Origin of the sequence: Maricaulis sp., assembly GCF_017642925.1 — a bacterium.
Classification (GTDB): Bacteria; Pseudomonadota; Alphaproteobacteria; order Caulobacterales; family Maricaulaceae; genus Maricaulis.
In genome coordinates this window covers 18467-34731 of the sequence record NZ_JAEPOL010000017.1, presented here as the reverse complement: position 1 = coordinate 34731, position 16265 = coordinate 18467, and the positions used below count along the sequence as shown (strand labels likewise).

General features: G+C 66.7%; 15 protein-coding genes. 6 read left to right on the top strand and 9 right to left on the bottom strand.

The genetic code is table 11. The features are described from left to right. Positions 1 to 56: 56 nt before the first annotated feature. Positions 57 to 1424: a formimidoylglutamate deiminase gene (locus JJ918_RS13580; protein ID WP_291888297.1), complete on the top strand. Its 1368-nt coding sequence runs from the start codon at positions 57 to 59 to the stop codon at positions 1422 to 1424. Further along, positions 1424 to 2161 carry a histidine utilization repressor gene (gene hutC / locus JJ918_RS13575; RefSeq protein ID WP_291888295.1) on the top strand — a complete coding sequence of 246 codons (738 nt, stop codon included), beginning with the start codon at positions 1424 to 1426 and terminating at the stop codon, positions 2159 to 2161. Before JJ918_RS13580 ends, hutC begins: the two co-directional genes overlap by 1 nt. A gap of 195 nt (positions 2162 to 2356) precedes the next feature. Here the strand turns inward: hutC and JJ918_RS13570 are convergent, their stop codons facing one another. The 9 genes from JJ918_RS13570 to JJ918_RS13530 all read right to left on the bottom strand — a co-directional run bounded on the left by JJ918_RS13570 (position 2357) and on the right by JJ918_RS13530 (position 11827). Beyond that, the gene (locus JJ918_RS13570; protein ID WP_291888292.1) at positions 2357 to 3550 is read right to left on the bottom strand and encodes a serine hydrolase; all 1194 of its coding nucleotides are present in this window, start codon (positions 3548 to 3550) and stop codon (positions 2357 to 2359) included. Positions 3551 to 3809: 259 nt separating this feature from the next. Then, complete coding sequence (locus JJ918_RS13565) at positions 3810 to 5804, bottom strand: TonB-dependent receptor (protein WP_291888289.1); 1995 nt, start codon at positions 5802 to 5804, stop codon at positions 3810 to 3812. 209 nt (positions 5805 to 6013) lie between these two features. Beyond that, positions 6014 to 6646: a bifunctional phosphoribosyl-AMP cyclohydrolase/phosphoribosyl-ATP diphosphatase HisIE gene (hisIE, locus tag JJ918_RS13560; protein ID WP_291888286.1), complete on the bottom strand. Its 633-nt coding sequence runs from the start codon at positions 6644 to 6646 to the stop codon at positions 6014 to 6016. Next, positions 6643 to 7410 carry an imidazole glycerol phosphate synthase subunit HisF gene (gene hisF / locus JJ918_RS13555; RefSeq protein ID WP_291888284.1) on the bottom strand — a complete coding sequence of 256 codons (768 nt, stop codon included), beginning with the start codon at positions 7408 to 7410 and terminating at the stop codon, positions 6643 to 6645. The genes hisIE and hisF overlap by 4 nt, the downstream gene beginning before the upstream one ends. Next, a complete protein-coding gene (hisA, locus tag JJ918_RS13550; RefSeq protein WP_291888281.1) occupies positions 7392 to 8126 on the bottom strand; it encodes a 1-(5-phosphoribosyl)-5-[(5-phosphoribosylamino)methylideneamino]imidazole-4-carboxamide isomerase in 735 nt (244 codons plus the stop codon). The genes hisF and hisA overlap by 19 nt, the downstream gene beginning before the upstream one ends. Further along, a complete protein-coding gene (hisH, locus tag JJ918_RS13545) occupies positions 8123 to 8722 on the bottom strand; it encodes an imidazole glycerol phosphate synthase subunit HisH (RefSeq protein WP_291888278.1) in 600 nt (199 codons plus the stop codon). Before hisH ends, hisA begins: the two co-directional genes overlap by 4 nt. Continuing rightward, a complete protein-coding gene (gene hisD / locus JJ918_RS13540; RefSeq protein ID WP_291888275.1) occupies positions 8719 to 10617 on the bottom strand; it encodes a histidinol dehydrogenase in 1899 nt (632 codons plus the stop codon). The genes hisH and hisD overlap by 4 nt, the downstream gene beginning before the upstream one ends. 8 nt (positions 10618 to 10625) lie before the next feature. Continuing rightward, positions 10626 to 11513, bottom strand: a complete 888-nt coding sequence (gene hisG / locus JJ918_RS13535) for an ATP phosphoribosyltransferase (protein ID WP_291888272.1) — start codon at positions 11511 to 11513, stop codon at positions 10626 to 10628. Then, positions 11510 to 11827 (bottom strand): YerC/YecD family TrpR-related protein, encoded by a 318-nt coding sequence (locus tag JJ918_RS13530; RefSeq protein WP_291888269.1) that lies wholly within the window; start codon positions 11825 to 11827, stop codon positions 11510 to 11512. The genes hisG and JJ918_RS13530 overlap by 4 nt, the downstream gene beginning before the upstream one ends. 332 nt (positions 11828 to 12159) lie before the next feature. On the opposite strand from JJ918_RS13530, the gene JJ918_RS13525 reads away from it, so the two are divergent. From JJ918_RS13525 to JJ918_RS13510, 4 genes are all read left to right on the top strand, one after another. Then, positions 12160 to 12462, top strand: coding sequence for a helix-turn-helix transcriptional regulator (locus JJ918_RS13525; protein WP_271185500.1), 303 nt, complete (start codon positions 12160 to 12162; stop codon positions 12460 to 12462). A 108-nt stretch (positions 12463 to 12570) separates the two neighbouring features. Continuing rightward, entirely contained in the window at positions 12571 to 13437 is an 867-nt protein-coding gene (locus tag JJ918_RS13520; protein WP_291888265.1) for an MBL fold metallo-hydrolase, read from the top strand. Beyond that, positions 13427 to 15181 (top strand): SulP family inorganic anion transporter, encoded by a 1755-nt coding sequence (locus JJ918_RS13515; RefSeq protein ID WP_291888263.1) that lies wholly within the window; start codon positions 13427 to 13429, stop codon positions 15179 to 15181. Before JJ918_RS13520 ends, JJ918_RS13515 begins: the two co-directional genes overlap by 11 nt. A gap of 104 nt (positions 15182 to 15285) precedes the next feature. Further along, positions 15286 to 16233, top strand: a complete 948-nt coding sequence (locus JJ918_RS13510) for a GAF domain-containing protein (RefSeq protein ID WP_291888261.1) — start codon at positions 15286 to 15288, stop codon at positions 16231 to 16233. Positions 16234 to 16265: the final 32 nt, after the last annotated feature.

Here is a 16265-nt window from a genome sequence, read left to right as displayed (position 1 = left end):
AATTGTCTATACAATAAAATCCTCAAACCGAGTCTGTCCAGCGGGGTCATGCCGCCATGGCTGAATTTTATTGCCGGTCCGCCCTTCTGCCCGATGGCTGGGCCGATGGCGTTACGATCCGGGTCGACGCGGCCGGCCTGATCGCCGACATCCGTCCCGGCACACCGCCCGCCAAGGACGCGACGCGGCTGGGCACAGTGGTGCCGGGCCTCGCCAATCTGCACTCGCACAGCTTCCAGCGCGCCATGGCCGGCCTCACCGAGCGCCGCGGCGAGGGTGAGGACAGTTTCTGGTCCTGGCGGCAATTGATGTACGCCTTCAACGACCGCCTCACCCCGGACCATGTCGAGGCGATTGCCGCCTGGGTGCAGGTGGAGATGCTGGAGAGCGGCTTCACCTCCGTGGGCGAATTCCACTATCTCCATCACGGCCCGGACGGCACGCCCTATGACGACCGTGCCGAGATGGCCGGGCGGATCTGCGCCGCCGCCGCTTCGACCGGCATCGCCCTCACCCTGCTGCCTGTCTATTACCGCTATAGCGGTTTCAACGAAGCTCCGGCCAGCCATGGCCAGCGCCGTTTCCTGCATGATCCGGACAGCTATGCCGCCCTCATCGAGGCCGCGCGGAAGCATGTCGCAGCCCTGCCCCATGCCCGGCTGGGCCTGGCGCCGCACTCCCTGCGCGCCGCCCCCGTTAAGGATATTTCTGCCATTCTGCCACTTGTGGAAAACGCCCCGCTCCACATCCATATTGCCGAGCAGACACAAGAGGTTGAAGACTGTATCGCCGCGACGGGACAGCGCCCGGTCGCTCATCTGATGGAGCATGTCGCGGTTAATGCCGACTGGTGCCTCGTCCACGCGACCCATATGGACGCTGAGGAAACAACCGCCCTCGCCCGCTCCGGCGCGGTGGCCGGCCTGTGCCCGCTGACCGAGGCCAATCTGGGCGACGGTCTCTTTCCGGCACGGGCCTATCTCGAGGCCGGCGGGCGGATCGGTATCGGTTCGGACAGCCATATCCGCATCGATCTGGCCGAGGAGCTGCGCCTGCTGGAATACGGCGTCCGTCTGACCGCCCGCCGCCGCAATGCCCTCGCCGCGCCCGGCCGCTCGAGCGGCCGTACCCTGTTCGAGGCCGCCCTCGCCGGCGGTGCCCAGGCGCTGAAACAGCCCGCCGCCGGTCTTGCCCCCGGCCAGCGCGCCGATTTCGTCGAACTGGACACGGATAATCCGCATCTGACGGGACGATCTGCGGACGCCTTGCTGGACAGCTGGATATTCTGCGGCGACAAGGGATGTGTCCGCTCGGTGCATGTCGGCGGACAGGCGCAGGTGACAGCAGGCCGCGCCCGGGTGCGGGACAGCGCACTGGCCGCCTATCGCACCGCCATTGCGGACCTGCTGCACGGAGGGGGCTGATGCCGCAGATCGAGGCCATCGAACTGGACGGACACGGACCGGTCTACGACCAGATCAAGCGCGCCGTCACGGCGCAGATCCGCTCCGGTGCCTGGAAGCCGGGCGACCGCCTGCCCTCGGAAGCCGATCTCTCGCAATCCCTCACCACGGCCCGCATGACGGTCAACCGCGCCCTGCGTGAGCTGACCGAGGAAGGCCTGCTGGTCCGCCGCCGCCGCGCCGGGACCTTCGTGGCCCAGCCCGACGCCCCTGCCGCCCTGTTGAAAATCGTCGACATGGCCAAGGCCATTCCCGCCCGCGGCCAGACCTATGGCTATGTCTGCGAGACCGACGACACCGTGCCCGCCTCGCCCGCGATCGCCAAGGCGATGCGCCTGCCGCCCGGCGCGCGTCTGCAGCATGTGGAATGCCTGCACACGGCGGATGGCGAGATCGTCGAGTTCGAGGAACGCTGGATCAATCTCGCCCTTCTGCCCGGCGCCGCCCAGGCCGGTTTCGACACCGAAGGCCCCGGCGGCTGGCTGCTGCGCGCCGCGCCCTGGACCGAAGCCGAACACACGGTCTCCGCCGTCAATGCCGATGCAGACCTGGCCCGCCGTCTCGGCGTCGAGCCCGGCGCGGCCTGCCTCGTGCTGGAGCGCCGCACCTTCCAGGGCCAGGACGTTGTCACCTATGCCCGCCTCACCCATCCCGGCTCGCGCCACTCCATGACCGAACGCTTCAGCCCGCAGGGATAGCCGCACCACGCTGTCATCCCGGACGCATGCCCGGCCTTGAGCCGGGTGGGGGTCCGGGACCCATAATCCCGGTGCTCATCCAGCTGTCGCTGCTATCGAGCCTGCTTCAGGCCGACATCGCGTGTATGGGTCCCGGCCCTGCGCCCCGCCTTCGCGGGGCATTCGGCCGGGATGACAAGGCGGAGATGTGAATCCCTACTCCTCCACCGCCTGCATCAGATGGCGGATGAATGCGCCGCGCTGGCCGGCATCGATCCAGCGGACCACGGCGACGATGTCGTGCTCGGGGTCGATGAAGATCATGTTCGCGCCGGCGCCCAGATAGGCAAAGCTTCCGGCCGGCGCCTCCTCCACGGCGATCGCCGCGCGCTCATCGCCCGGCGTATTGAGGAAGAAGTTCATATAGCCGTAGGACGGCATCACATCGGTCGGCATCAGCGAGCGCTCATACCAGCTCTCCGACAGCAATTGCTCGCCATCCCAATTGCCGCGATGAAGCCCCAGCAGGCCGAAGCGCGCCTGGTCATAGGCCGAGATCATCATGCCGCCGCCCCAATGGCCGCCGCCGGAGACCGACCACATGGTCTCGCCGCCGATCTCGACATGACTGTTCTCATAGCCATGCCATTCCCAGGTGCCCGACGAACCGATCGGACCCATGATCCGCTCGGCCAGCACATCCGGCAGCGGACGCTGCCAGACATGCAGTGCAGCCAGCGCCAGAGCATTCACGCGCACGTCATTGTATTCCCACGCAGAACCCGGCTCGGGCGGACCGGCAACAAGATCGCGCGCGGGATTGTCGCGCGCCGGACGGTCGGCCCAGGCCGGCTTGTCGAACAGCGTGCCCCACCAGCCCGAAGTCTGGCGCAACATCTGGTCCCAGGTGATCGGCGCATTGTGATCGGTATGAAAGCGCGAGTCCTCGACCGAGCCGGACACCGGCTCGTCGACGCTGGCGATCAGCCCGTCATCCACGGCCAGGCCCACCGTGTGCGACAGGAAGCTCTTGGAGATCGAGAAGGTCATGTCGACCCGTTCCAGATCGCCCCACTCGGCGACGATATAACCGTCGCGCAGGATGATCCCCGCCGGACCGCCGCGCGGCCGCAACTCGCCGACCGGGCTGGAAAAGGGCTCGAACGCCCAGGTCAGCGGCACCATGACAGACAGATCGCGCACATCGACCCCCGTCCAGCCGTCCGGCGGCGCGGTCTCGTTGGCGACGGCAAAGTCCACAGCCGCCTGCAAGGCAACGGGATCCAGCCCCATCTCCACCGCCTCACGCCGCTCCCAGTCGGCATCGCCGCGCGGCGGGAAATAATCCTGCGCGGCGGCTGTGGCTGTTAGGGTCAGGGCAGCTGCGGCGGCGGTCAGAAAGTATTTCATACGGTTCTCCCGGTTGGCGACCTGATTGTGCCGGCGCCCGCCATCCTTCCCCTTGATGGGGAAGGGGGACCGCGCCGAAGGCGTGGTGGATGGGGTGGCAGCGAAGTGTCGGAGGTTTCCAGCAAACCTGTCGGCGCCGGGCTTCACCCCTTCCGACCCCTCCTTCGCCAAGGCTACGGAGGGCCCACCTTCCCCATCGAGGGGAAGGATGACGCTGTGCTCCATCGGGCCCTTCCTTCGATGCACCACAACCCTCGCTCTACCCCGTCACCCGAACACCCACAGTGACACCGCGCGGTTCGCCGGGGAAGTAGCGGGGATTGCCGAAGGCGTAGTCGGCGCGGTTAGCGTAGGCTTCGCCGGTGAGATTGCGGATGGCGCCGTAGAGGGTGGTGCGGCCGGTGACGCGGTATTGCGCGCGCAGGGTCAGAAGATCGTGGCCCTCATAGGTGTTGAGGTTGCCGGCATCGGTGAAATACGCGCCGACATGGGTCCATTCCAGCGACACGTCCGCCTGCGACACGGGCGTCCAGGCCAGGCGGCCGGTCCACAGCCAGCGCGGCGCCGTGTCGACATCATTGCCCTTTGCGATGCCCTCGCTGGCGGCGCTGACGGGACGGTCGAAAGCATAGGTGTGGCGCGCCCAGGTGCCGGTCAGTCCGGCTTCCAGCGTGCCGGTCAGCGGCCAGGCGATGCCGAACTCGACACCGTGATGATCGCTGGCGCCATCGGTGACATTGAAACCGTCGGCATCGCGGAAGAAGACATTCGACTTTTCCATCGCAAAGGCGGTGATCTCGACCCGCCCGGCGCCGATATCCTGGCGCCAGCCCAGTTCCGCACTGTCCAGGGTTTCCGGCTCGATCCCGGCAATCGTCTGGCCGGGCTGCAGCCGGTAAAGCTCGGCGACCTGCGGCGCCCTCACCCCGCGCGCAACACGGCCGAATAATGACGCATTTTCCGATGCTTCAAACAGAAAGCCGAAGTCCGGCGCGAAGGTCGAGAAATCATCGCTTCGGTCGGACAAGCGCAGATAGCGGCCCACCGATCCGTCCGCCAGACGGTTGTCATAGTCAAAGCGCGTCGCCTCCCAGCGGGCGCCGGCGATCAGGCTCACCCGCTCGCTCGCCTGCCAGCGGGCGCGGGCATAGAGCGCGGCCACCCGGGCATTGACGGCGTAGTCGTAATGATCGCCCTGGACGAAGGAGAATTGCGTCGGGTTTTCCTGCGTTTCCGAAAGCCAGCCGCGCGTCCATTCCAGATCGCTGCCCAGTGTGATCCGCCAGGCACCGCGCTCGCGATGCAGCGCGCCCTGCACGCCCGCCGAACGGTGCCCGCTTTCCTCCAGCGGGTCGGTGGGGAAGAAATGCATGCGGAAATCCATCGCATTGGCCCGCCAGTAGGGCGTCAGCGACCAGGTCCAGCCCTCCGACGCCTGACCGCGCAGGGCGAGGCTCATCCGGCCGGCGATGGCATCGCGGAAGGCTTCCGGATCGCCATTGGCCCGGGCGACAGCGCGGTCGCGATAGTCCGCGGCATAACCGGCCGTCTCCTGGTTCAGCTGCACCAGAGCGGCGGTAAAGCGCCAGTCGATGCCGCGCGTTTCGCCGTCGGCCCGTACCAGGGCGCGGACGTGATCGAGACCGGCCGCCTCGCGCCAGCCACCCTCGTGACGGGCGGACACCGCGATGAGGGAGGACACCGCCTCGCCCGGCCGCGCCAGCACGGCCTCGCCGCGATAGCGCCCGAAACTGCCGGCCTCGGCGAGGAGACGCGAGGGCGTTGCGGCCGGGTCGGGCGTGCGCGTATTCACCAGACCGTGCAGGGCGTTGGAACCATAGAGCGACGGCCCCGGCCCGCGCAGCACCTCCACCGCCCCGGCGAGCGGACCGATATCCTCGAACAGCCCGTTCACATTGGCAAAACCCGGTGCGCGCAGGGCAATCCCGTCTTCCAGATAGAGAAAACCGCCCGCCCCGGCCCCGCCCGTCAGGACAGGCGACCGGATCGCGGTGAGATGCTCCGCACCATTGCCGCGATGGATGAAAACACCGGCTTCCCGGTTGAGCAGTTCCGCGGGATGCTGGGCGGCGATCTCCGCGATTTCCGCCGCATCGATCACGCCGATCGACAGCGCCGCCGCGTCGCGCACCTCGCCGACCCGGTCGCCGGTGACGACGATGACATCCTGGGCGCTGGCCGGCACCGCTATACCGATTGCAACGACCAGTGCAACAAGCCCGGTTCTGGCCATTTCACGCCTCCCCAAAAAGGTCAGACCCAAGGCTTCCCCTGCGTGAGCGGGGGAAGTGGCCGAGCCCGGCCCTCGGGCCGGGTGAGGTCGAAGGGGGTGAGTCACAGGTGCGCGCTGGCGCGCTCTGCGCCGCTTCGCGCCGCCCCCTCAGTCCGCTTCGCGGACAGCTCCCCCGCAGGCGGGGCGAGCCCTGTCCAGCTCGGCCCTGCTTAGCTCCGTCCCGTCTTTTCCGCGCGCACGGCATGACGCTTGCGCAGCACGCCGACGACATCCTCGAGCGAGAGGTCGCGGCTTTCCAGCAGCACCATGAGGTGGAAGAGCAGATCGGCCGCTTCGGCTTTCAGCGCGGCCTTGCTTTCCGACACCGCGGCCATGGCCACCTCGACACCCTCTTCGCCGACTTTCTGGGCCGGGCGTTTCGGGGCGCGCGCCATCAGACCGCCGACATAGGAGCCCTTGGGATTGTCCTTCTTGCGCTTGCGGATGATCGCGCGCAGATGCGCCAGGAAGCCCAGGCCCGGGGCCAGATCGTCGCCGAAACAGCTCACCGTGCCGGTGTGGCAGGCCGGGCCTTTCGGCTTCACCTCGACCAGCAGCGTGTCCTGGTCGCAATCGGCGGCAATGGAGATCAGCTTGAATGTGTGGCCCGAGGTTTCGCCCTTCTTCCACAGGCGCTGTTTGGAGCGCGAGAAGAAGTGCACCTTGCCGGTCTCGACCGTCTTTGCGAGCGCCTCTTCATTCATATAGCCCAGCATGAGGACCTGGCGCGTGGCATGATCCTGGACAATGGCCGGAATGAGCCCGTCGGACTTCTTCCAGTCCAGGGTGTTCGCTTCAATCATGGTCTGACCCTGATTCCCTCGGCGGCAAGATAGGCTTTCAGATCGCCTATCTGCATGACCCCTTTATGAAATACGCTGGCCGCCAGCGCGCCGTCGACATTGGCCAATTCGAACACGGATTTGAAGTGTTCTTTTCGGCCAGCCCCGCCCGACGCGATCAGGGGGGTCGAACAGATCGCCCTCACAGCAGCGAGCTGCTCGATATCATACCCGTCGCGAACGCCATCCATGTCCATGCAGTTGAGCACGACCTCGCCCGCGCCGCGGTCAAGCCCCTCGGCGACCCAGTCCAGCGTGCGGCGTTCATCGGTGCGGGTCTTGTCCGGATCGCCGGTATACTGGTGCACCCGCCATTCGCCCTCGATCTTGCGGCTGTCGACACCCAGCACAACGCACTGGCTGCCGAATTCGTGCGCCAGCCGGTCGATCAGGTCCGGGCTTTCCAGCGCCGGGGAATTGATCGAGATCTTGTCGGCCCCGGCGAACAGGCGCGCGCGGGCATCGTCGACACTGCGGATACCGCCGGCGACGCAGAAGGGAATGTCGATCTCCCGCGCCACCCGGCTCACCCATTCCGGCTCTACCGTCGCCCCGCGGGCCGAGGCAGCGATGTCGTAGAAGACCAGTTCGTCGGCACCGGCGGCGGAATAGCGGCGGGCGAGATCGACGATCGCGCCGACATCCTCGTGGTCGCGGAATTTCACGCCCTTGACGACACGGCCATCGCGGACATCGAGGCAGGGGATTATCCGTCTTGCGAGCATATCAACGCCTCCGCAAGAGAAAACCGGCCTTCATACAAAGCCTTGCCGGAAATCGCCCCGGCAACACCCGCATCCCGCACGGCCGTGATATCCTCCAGGGACGCGATACCACCGGAGGCCTGCCAGGCAATGTCACGGAATTGGGCACTTATGTAGCGGTAAAGTCCCACATTCGGGCCAGAAAGGTCACCGTCACGTCCGATGTCCGTGACAAGTGCGTGGCGCAATTTCGCCCCGTCATACGCCTTCACGACATCGACCAGCGTGGTGTCCGCCAGATCCGTCCAGCCCTTCAGCGCCGGGCGGTACTGGCCCCCGACCGCCCGCACATCCAGCGCCAGCGTGATGTGTTCGCCGCCATAGCGGGCCAGCCATCCGGCGACTTTTTCCGGATCCGTCACCGCCAGCGAACCGACGATCACCCGCTCGACATCCATCGCCAGGAGATCTTCCACATCCTCGGACGAACGCACCCCGCCGCCGGTCTGCACGCGCAGCCCCGTGCGGCAGATATCGCGGATCGTATCGCCCTGCCGGCGCTGACCGTCCCGGGCGCCGGACAGGTCGACGACATGGATCCAGCTGGCACCCGCCTCGCCGAACTTTTCGGCCACGGCAACGGGATCGTCGCCATAATCCGTGACGGCGTCGAATTCACCCTTGTGCAGCCGCACCACGCGGCCGTCGAGAAGGTCGATGGCTGGATAGAGGATCACGCCTTGATACTCGCAAAGTTGGAAAGAATACGCGCGCCCACGGCTCCGGAGCGCTCGGGATGAAACTGGCAGCCGGAGACCTGCCCCTGGCGCACAATCGCCGAAACCGGAACGCCGTAGTCGCACTGGGCCTGCGTCACCCGGCCGGCGGGAACGTAGTAGCCGTGGACGAAATAGGCATGGGATCCGGCCGAAATGCCGGTCAGCAACGGCTCACCGACGGCGAACCCTTCCAGCGCATTCCAGCCCATGTGCGGCCAGACCAGGCCGTCCGGCCGCGGCAGGCGCTCGACCCGGCCCGGCAGCAGTCCGAGCCCGTCGACATCCCCCTCGGCCGAGTGCTCGAACAGGAGCTGCATGCCCAGACAGATACCCATCAGCGGACGGCCGTCCTGCGGCAATGTCTCGGCCCAGCCGCGCGCCTTGAGGCGCTCCATGGCCGGTCCCGCCGCACCGACACCGGGCAGAATGATGCGGTCGCAATCCGCCGCGCCAGCCGGTTCGGTGACCACAACATGGTCCAGCCCCGCCCGGTCCAATGCAAACCGCACCGAGGCGATATTGGCACAGCCGGTATCGATCAGGGCGATGGTCATGCCAGCATCCCCTTGGTCGACGGCAGCGCATCGCCCTCGACCCGCACGGCCTTGCGCAGGGCGCGCCCGAAGGCCTTGAAACAGGCCTCGACCATGTGGTGGGCATTCTCGCCCTCGACTTTCACATGGATCGCCGCACCCAGGCTTTCGGCGATGGAGCGGAAGGCGTGCGCCGTCATCTCGACCGGGAACTCACCAACGGTCTCGCCGAGTATCTCGCCCTCGAATTTCGCAAATGGCCGTCCCGACAGATCGATCCAGACTGCGGCCCGCGTCTCGTCCATCGGCAGTTCGAACCCGAAGCGGGCAAGACCGCGCTTGTCCCGCAGCGCTTCGCGCAGGGCCTCACCGAAGGTCAGGCAGACATCCTCGATCGTGTGGTGGGCATCGATGTGAAGATCGCCCTCCACCGCCACATCGAGCGCGATCCCGCCATGCCGGGCGACCTGTTCGAGCATGTGGTCGAAATAGCCCACACCGGTGGCGATCCGGCTGGGGCCGTCGCGATCGAGATTGACGGTCACGGTGACATCCGTCTCGGCCGTCTTGCGGCGCTTCGTGCCCGCGCGCGGACCGCCGGTCGCGGCCCCATCCGGCTGAGCCCCGGCCCGTTCCCGGCGCAGACGTATGGCCGTCGCGTGAGCCTCCAGTCCTTCCAGCGCCGCCAGCCGCTCGACGGCGGGCGCCATCGCCGCCGCGCCCTCGGCCGTGGCGCGCAGGATGGTCGTGGTCTTCTGGAAAGCCTCCACCGTCACCCCGCCATAGGCCCGCGCAGCTCCGCTGGTCGGCAGGGTGTGGTTGGGACCGGCGGCATAGTCTCCCGCCGCTTCCGGCGTGAAGGCGCCTACAAAGATCGACCCCGCATGCCGCACCAGGCCGACCAGGCGCTCGGCCGAATCGGCCTGCAGGATCAGGTGTTCAGGGGCATAGGCATTGGCCACCTCGGCCGCCTCTTCCAGCGTGTCGCAGATCACCGTGCAGGAGTTTGCCAGCGCGGCCCGCGCGATTTCCGCACGCGGCAATTGCGCCAGCTGGGCTTCGGTCGCCGCAATCACCCGGTCGCGGGTCACAGTATCGAAACAGACCAGCACGACCTGCGCCGACGGATCGTGCTCGGCCTGGCTGAGCAAATCGCTGGCGACCAACTCGGCGTCGGCGCGATCGTCGGCAATCACCATCACCTCGCTCGGTCCGGCCGGCAGATCGATTGCAGGCCCGCCCGGCAGTCCGGCGACATAGGATTTGGCTGCGGCGACATAGGCATTGCCGGGTCCGAAAATCTTGTCGGCCCGCGGCAGGCCCGCCGTACCGGTTGCCAGAGCCGCAATCGCCTGGGCGCCGCCGATCGCATAGACCTCGTCAATGCCGAGAATATCGGCGGTGGCCAGGAGCGCCGGGTTCACCCCGCCCTCACCGGCCGGCGGCGCCACGACGACAATCCGCGGCACACCGGCCAGCTGGGCCGGCACGGCCAGCATGATCAGTGTCGAGACGAGCGGCGCACTGCCGGCGGGCACGTAAAGTGCCGCCACATCGACCGGCGTCGCCCGGCGTGACGCCATGACCCCCGGCCAGGTCTCGACGGAATAACCGGTATAGCCCTGGCGGACGTGAAACCGCCGGACCGCATCCGCGGCCGCCTTCACCGCTTCAATGTCAGCCGGGTCCATGGCCTTGCGCGCCTCACGCAGCGCTTCGGCCGGCACACGGAAATCGTCCGGCGCGTAGCCATCCAGACGGGCTGCATAGGCGCGGACCGCCTCGTCGCCGCGCGCGCGCACCGCATCCACAATCTCGCGGGCCGCCGCATCGGCGGTACCGGTCTCGACCGGACGCGCCAGCGCCTGACGCCGTTGTGCCTCTGTGGCCTCTTTCCAGATCAGCGTGTCGAGCATGACGAACCTCAGGCGAGCATTTTCTCGATGGGCAAGACCAGGATGGCGCGCGCGCCCTCCGCTTCGAGCGCTTCCAGGGTTTCCCAGAACACCCGTTCACGGCACACCGCATGCATGGCCACGACATCGTCCCGGCCGGCGACCTGGGCGATGGTCGGCGCGTCGGCGCCCGGCAGGAGGTTGCGGATCGCTTCGAGCCTGTCCTTGGGCGCGTTGAGCATGATGTATTTGGTCTGCGAGCTGGCGATCACGCCCTCGGCACGGCGCATCAGCACATTCGCGACGGCATCGGTCCGGGGATCCCGGCCCGTGCCGCGCCGGATCAGAACGGCCTCGCTCTCCAGCACCGTCTCGAAGGCTGACAGCCCGTTGGCCTGCAGCGTCGCGCCGGACGAGACAAGGTCGCAGATCGCATCGGCGATCCGCAGGCGGGGCGCCACTTCCACAGAACCGCGCATCTCGACGATTTCCGCCTCGATTCCCCGATCCCGCAGATACTGTGCCGTGAGCGCCGGATAGGAGGTCGCGACCGCCTTGCCCGCCAGATCGGCAGACGAGCGGATATCTCCGCCCTGGGCGGCAGCCAGTTTCAGCGTGCAGCCGGCGAACCCCAGGCGCAGCGCCACATCCAGCTCACGGGCCCGGCCGCCAGCCGCCTGTTCCTCGCGCAGCACATTCTCGCCAACGATGCCGTAGTCGCATGCCCCGGACGCCACGAAATTGGGGATGTCGTCGTCACGCACCAGCATCAGGTCGACCGGCATGTTCTCGGCGCGCTGGTGCAGCTTGTCCCGGCCATAGGCGAAACGAAGGCCGCAGCGCTTCAACAGGTCCATACCGCCCTCGGCGAGGCGGCCCTTGCTTTGAACGGCGATACGCAGACGCGGGGAAGTCACGATTTCGGCTCCTTGAGGCGATCGAGAATGGTGCGGTAGCCCTGCCAGGGCTCCTGGCTGAGGAAACGGGCGACCCGGGTCACCGTCGTGGTGGAGGCGCCGGTCATCTCGGCAATCTCGCGATAGGAATGACCGCCTTCGTCCAGCAGCCGCGCCACCCGCCAGCGCTCCACCAGCGTGCGGATCTCGCCCGGCGTCAGCAGATCACGCAAAAACCGGTCGGCCTCGCGCTCATCGCGCAGGGCGAGCAAGGCCTCGCTGAGCGGCGCCAGGTCCGGCGCCGGGGCGCGCGTGTTTTCAGACAGGTCGTCCATGGCTTCGGTCTCCTTGAGGGTCGATATAACGTGTTAGCGCACTAACACAATGGGTGATTTCAGCTGGAATGCAGCTCGACGCCTTTCCTCCTTCAATACGGCCAATACCTCGTCATCCCACGGTCACTGCGTCAGCAGGGGTCCGGGGGACCTCCGCCAACCTGGCGAAGAGCCCGGTCATGACGTCGCGAAGCCAATGTTCAGCAGGATGGTTGAGGTCCCCCGGACAAGCCTGGGGATGACGGTGTTTGCAGGTGGGTTTACTCTACCCTTCCCCCACACCCCGGAACCATCTACATAAACCCGTAGCTACAAATCGCTGCAGGTAAGCCATGCAATACGACGACATGCGGCCGGTCGCCGAGGAGGTGTCCGAGATCATGAAGACCCTCGCCCACCCCAATCGACTTCTGGCCATGTGCGCCATGGTGGAAAAGGAGCGGTCCGTCGGCGAGCTCGCCGAAGCGCTGGACATGCGGGCGCAGGCGATGTCGCAGCAATTGGCGATCCTGCGCAACAAGGGGCTGGTGCGAACGCGGCGCGACGGACAGACCATCTACTACGCCCTCGCCGACACGCGGCTGGAACACCTGATATCCACCCTCTACGACACCTATTGCCGGCCCGCCGGATAGGCTAGACAGTCGCCGCCTGCGACCGCGCGCCGCATAGTTTCATATTTGCATGAATATGCACATAACCTATATCGAGTCCGAGTAATCCGCCAGGAGCCCGCCACCATCATGCCCCAGCTTGCCGTAAAATCCTTCTTCGACCCGGATACGTTCACGATCTCCTATGTCGTGTCGGATCCCGAGACGGACCGCGCGGCGATCATCGACAGCGTGCTGGATTTCGACCAGGCCTCCGGACGCACGGCGACCCACTCGGCCAATGCCATCATCGAGCACGTGAAGTCGGCAGGCCTGACGGTCGACTGGATCTTGGAAACCCATGTCCACGCCGATCACCTGTCAGCGGCGCCCTATATCCAGAGCCGGCTGGGTGGAAAGATCGGCATCGGGGGTCATGTCACCGACGTGCAGAAAGTTTTCGGCGACCTGTTCGATGCCGGTCCGGACTTTGCCCGTGACGGTTCGCAGTTCGGCCATCTTTTCCAGGACGGCGAGCGCTTCTCGATCGGCAATATCGACGCCGAGGCGATCCACACACCGGGCCACACCCCCGCCTGCATGGTCTATCATATCGGCGATGCGGCCTTTGTCGGCGACACGCTGTTCATGCCGGATTTCGGCACCGCACGGTGTGACTTCCCGGGCGGCGATGCGCGCCAGCTCTATCATTCGGTGCAGAAGATCTACGCCCTGCCCGACGAAACCCGTCTTTTCATGTGCCACGACTACAAGGCGCCGGGCCGCGATTTCTTCGCCTGGGAGACCACGGTGGCCGAGGAAAAGGCCGGCAATATCCATCTCAATGCCCGGACCAGCGAAGACGAGTTCGTGGCCTGGCGAACCGAGCGCGATGCCACGCTGGACATGCCCCGCCTGATCCTGCCCTCGGTGCAGATCAATATGCGCGCCGGCAATTTGCCCGAGCCGGCCGCCAACGGCCTGCGCTATCTCAAACTGCCGATCGATGCGGTCTGAAACGCTCCTGGATCGGGCCGCCCGTTTCCTGCCGGGGCTCGGCTGGCTAAAAACCTATGACCGCGCGACGCTGGGCGCGGATGCGCTGGCGAGCGTGGTCACCGCCATCCTGCTGATCCCGCAGAGCCTCGCCTATGCGCTGCTGGCGGGGCTTCCGCCGCAGGCAGGCCTCTACGCCTCTATTGCTCCTCTCATCGCCTATGCCCTGTTCGGTTCGAGCCGCGTCCTGGCGGTCGGCCCTGTCGCCGTGGTTTCGCTGATGACGGCAGCGGCTGTCGGCTCGCTCGGTCTCGACAATCCCGCCGACCAGATCGCGGCCGCCGGAGCGCTGGCGCTCCTGTCGAGCCTCTTTCTGCTGCTGTTCGGCGTGTTCCGCCTCGGCAGTGTCGCCAATTTCCTCAGCCGGCCGGTGGTCGATGCCTTCATCACCGCATCGACCGTGCTGATCATCGCCAGCCAGCTGCGCCACATGCTGGGGATCGACATGCATGGCGCGACCCTGCCCGAGCTGGCAATGACCTTCGTCCAGGACCTTGGCGGTTTTGACGGGATCGCGCTGCTGGTGGGCGGTGCCAGCCTGGCTTTCCTGCTGATGACGCGGGGTGTCCTGCCGGCTCTCCTGCAGCGTATCGGCCTGGGCAAGGCCCTGAGCGACAGCCTGGTGCGCGCCGCGCCGGCTGCCTTGGTTGCCGCGGCAACAATCGCCGCATGGACACTGCACCTCAACGAACGGACCGGTCTCGCCATTGTCGGCAGCCTGCCCTCCGGCCTGCCGCCCCTGCAATTCCCTTCCGTCGATCTCCAGACCTGGCGCGCCCTGCTCGGTCCCGCAGCCCTGATCTCCCTGATCGGTTTCGTCGAAAGCGTCTCGGTGGGCCAGTCGCTGGCCGCCAAGCATCGCGAGCATATCCAGCCCAATCGCGAGCTTTTCGGCCTGGGCGCAGCCAATGCCGCTGCAGCGCTGACCGGCGGCTATCCGGTGACGGGCGGCTTTGCCCGCTCGGTCGTCAACGAAACCGCCGGTGCCCGCACACCCTATGCCGGCGTTTTCACGGCGCTTCTCATCCTGCTCGTCGCGGCCTTCCTCACCCCGGCTTTCCATCATCTGCCCAAGGCCACGCTGGCCGCGACCATCCTGGCGGCGATCTGGAAGCTCGCGGACTTCAAGGGCGCCTGGCACGCCTGGACCTATTCCCGATCCGACGGCGCGGCAGCCTTCCTGACCCTGTTCGGCGTGCTCTTCCTGGGTATCGAGTTCGGCCTGACGCTGGGCGTGGCCGTCTCGGTCGGCCTGGTGCTCCAGCGCACGATGCGGCCGCACTGGGCCCGGCTGGGACAGGTGCCCGGCACGCACCATTTCCGCAATGTCGACCGGCATGACGTGATCGTCTCACCGCACGTGGTCTCGCTGCGGGTCGACAGCGCGCTCTACTTCGCCAATGCGCGCTTCCTGGAAGAGCTGATCTCGCGGATCGCCGCCGGCGAACCGGAGATGACCGATCTCGTCCTGATGTTCCCGGCCGTGAATTTTGTCGATGCCAGCGCGCTCGGCAGCCTGCGTGCCATCAATGCGCGGCTGCAGGAGGCGGGCATTCGCCTGCACCTGTCAGAGGTGAAAGGCCCCGTGGCCGACGGGCTGATCAAGGCCGGCCTGTTCGACGAATTGTCCGGCCAGGTCTTCCTGTCCCACTACGCCGCCCTGCGCACCCTCGATCCGGCAACCACGCTGCGCGCCGAAGGCTGAACATAAACGATGACGCTCCGCCGTTTTGACACGGCGCGGTTTCGTGTCAGTCTTCGTGTAACGTGGCTCGCAAAGACCGCGATCATATTCACCGGGGAGCGCCCGTGCAGGCCAGGCACGCCGATCTTGTCTTCAGCACCGCCAGCAGCGACAGCGCTGTTGCGCGGTCCTTCGTGGCAGCGTCATGGTCGCGCTCTCTCAACTACCATCACCTCGACCCGGACACCCCGCAGGCGCCCGAACGGCTCACCGGCCGGGAACTCGATCAGGCGCGCGAGCAGGCGGGCCGGTTGCTGTCGATCGCCCGGCCGGCGATGACGCGGCTCCTGCAGACGGTGGGCGACAGCGGGTGCTGTGTTCTTCTCACCGACGCCGATGGCGTGGTGCTGGAACGGCAGGGATCGCCATCGCACGACCCTGCCTTCAACCGATGGGGTCTGTGGACCGGCGCGGTGTGGAGCGAGGCGAGCGAAGGCACCAACGGGATCGGTACCTGCCTGGTGGAAAAGCGCGCCGTGACCATCCATCGCGACCAGCACTTTCATAGCCGCAATACCGGGATGAGCTGTATGGACGCGCCGATCTTCGACGAGCGCGGGCGGCTGGCCGGCGCCTTGGACGTCTCGTCCTGCCGGCGGGACATGAATGAAAGCTTGGCCGGTCTGATCGGGAATATCGTCACGGAAGCGGCGCGACGGATCGAGGCGGAACATTTCAGCGCCGCCTTTTCCGGTCATCGCATCCTAGTTGCCCCCGGCGACAGCGCCCGGGGCCCGGCCCTGCTGGCTGTCGACAGCGATGATCTCGTCGTCGGCGCTACGCGGGCGGCGCGGCAGGGGCTGGGTCTGGACGATGCCAGCCTGGCATCGCCGCGGCCCGCGGCGGATCTGCTCTCGGCCGGCTCGGTGACGCCCGGTTTCGACGCTGCAGAGCGCAGCGAAATTCGCCGGGCGCTGGCTCGCAATGACGGCAATGCCAGTGCGACTGCCCGCGAATTGGGGATCGGCCGCGCCACGCTTTACCGCCGCATGAAGCGCCTCGGTATCGAATAGCACCGCCGGACTGTCTCACCAGCGAGACAGTC

Excerpts from the sequence above, each read along its gene's own strand:
- hisD (WP_291888275.1), bottom strand. The coding sequence starts at position 10,617 with ATGCTCGACACGCTGATCTGGAAAGAGGCCACAGAGGCACAACGGCGT.
- JJ918_RS13525 (WP_271185500.1), top strand. The coding sequence starts at position 12,160 with ATGCAATACGACGACATGCGGCCGGTCGCCGAGGAGGTGTCCGAGATC.
- hisIE (WP_291888286.1), bottom strand. The coding sequence starts at position 6,646 with ATGATTGAAGCGAACACCCTGGACTGGAAGAAGTCCGACGGGCTCATT.
- JJ918_RS13565 (WP_291888289.1), bottom strand. The coding sequence starts at position 5,804 with ATGGCCAGAACCGGGCTTGTTGCACTGGTCGTTGCAATCGGTATAGCG.
- JJ918_RS13515 (WP_291888263.1), top strand. The coding sequence starts at position 13,427 with ATGCGGTCTGAAACGCTCCTGGATCGGGCCGCCCGTTTCCTGCCGGGG.
- JJ918_RS13580 (WP_291888297.1), top strand. The coding sequence starts at position 57 with ATGGCTGAATTTTATTGCCGGTCCGCCCTTCTGCCCGATGGCTGGGCC.
- JJ918_RS13570 (WP_291888292.1), bottom strand. The coding sequence starts at position 3,550 with ATGAAATACTTTCTGACCGCCGCCGCAGCTGCCCTGACCCTAACAGCC.
- hisH (WP_291888278.1), bottom strand. The coding sequence starts at position 8,722 with ATGACCATCGCCCTGATCGATACCGGCTGTGCCAATATCGCCTCGGTG.
- JJ918_RS13530 (WP_291888269.1), bottom strand. The coding sequence starts at position 11,827 with ATGGACGACCTGTCTGAAAACACGCGCGCCCCGGCGCCGGACCTGGCG.
- hisF (WP_291888284.1), bottom strand. The coding sequence starts at position 7,410 with ATGCTCGCAAGACGGATAATCCCCTGCCTCGATGTCCGCGATGGCCGT.
- JJ918_RS13520 (WP_291888265.1), top strand. The coding sequence starts at position 12,571 with ATGCCCCAGCTTGCCGTAAAATCCTTCTTCGACCCGGATACGTTCACG.
- hutC (WP_291888295.1), top strand. The coding sequence starts at position 1,424 with ATGCCGCAGATCGAGGCCATCGAACTGGACGGACACGGACCGGTCTAC.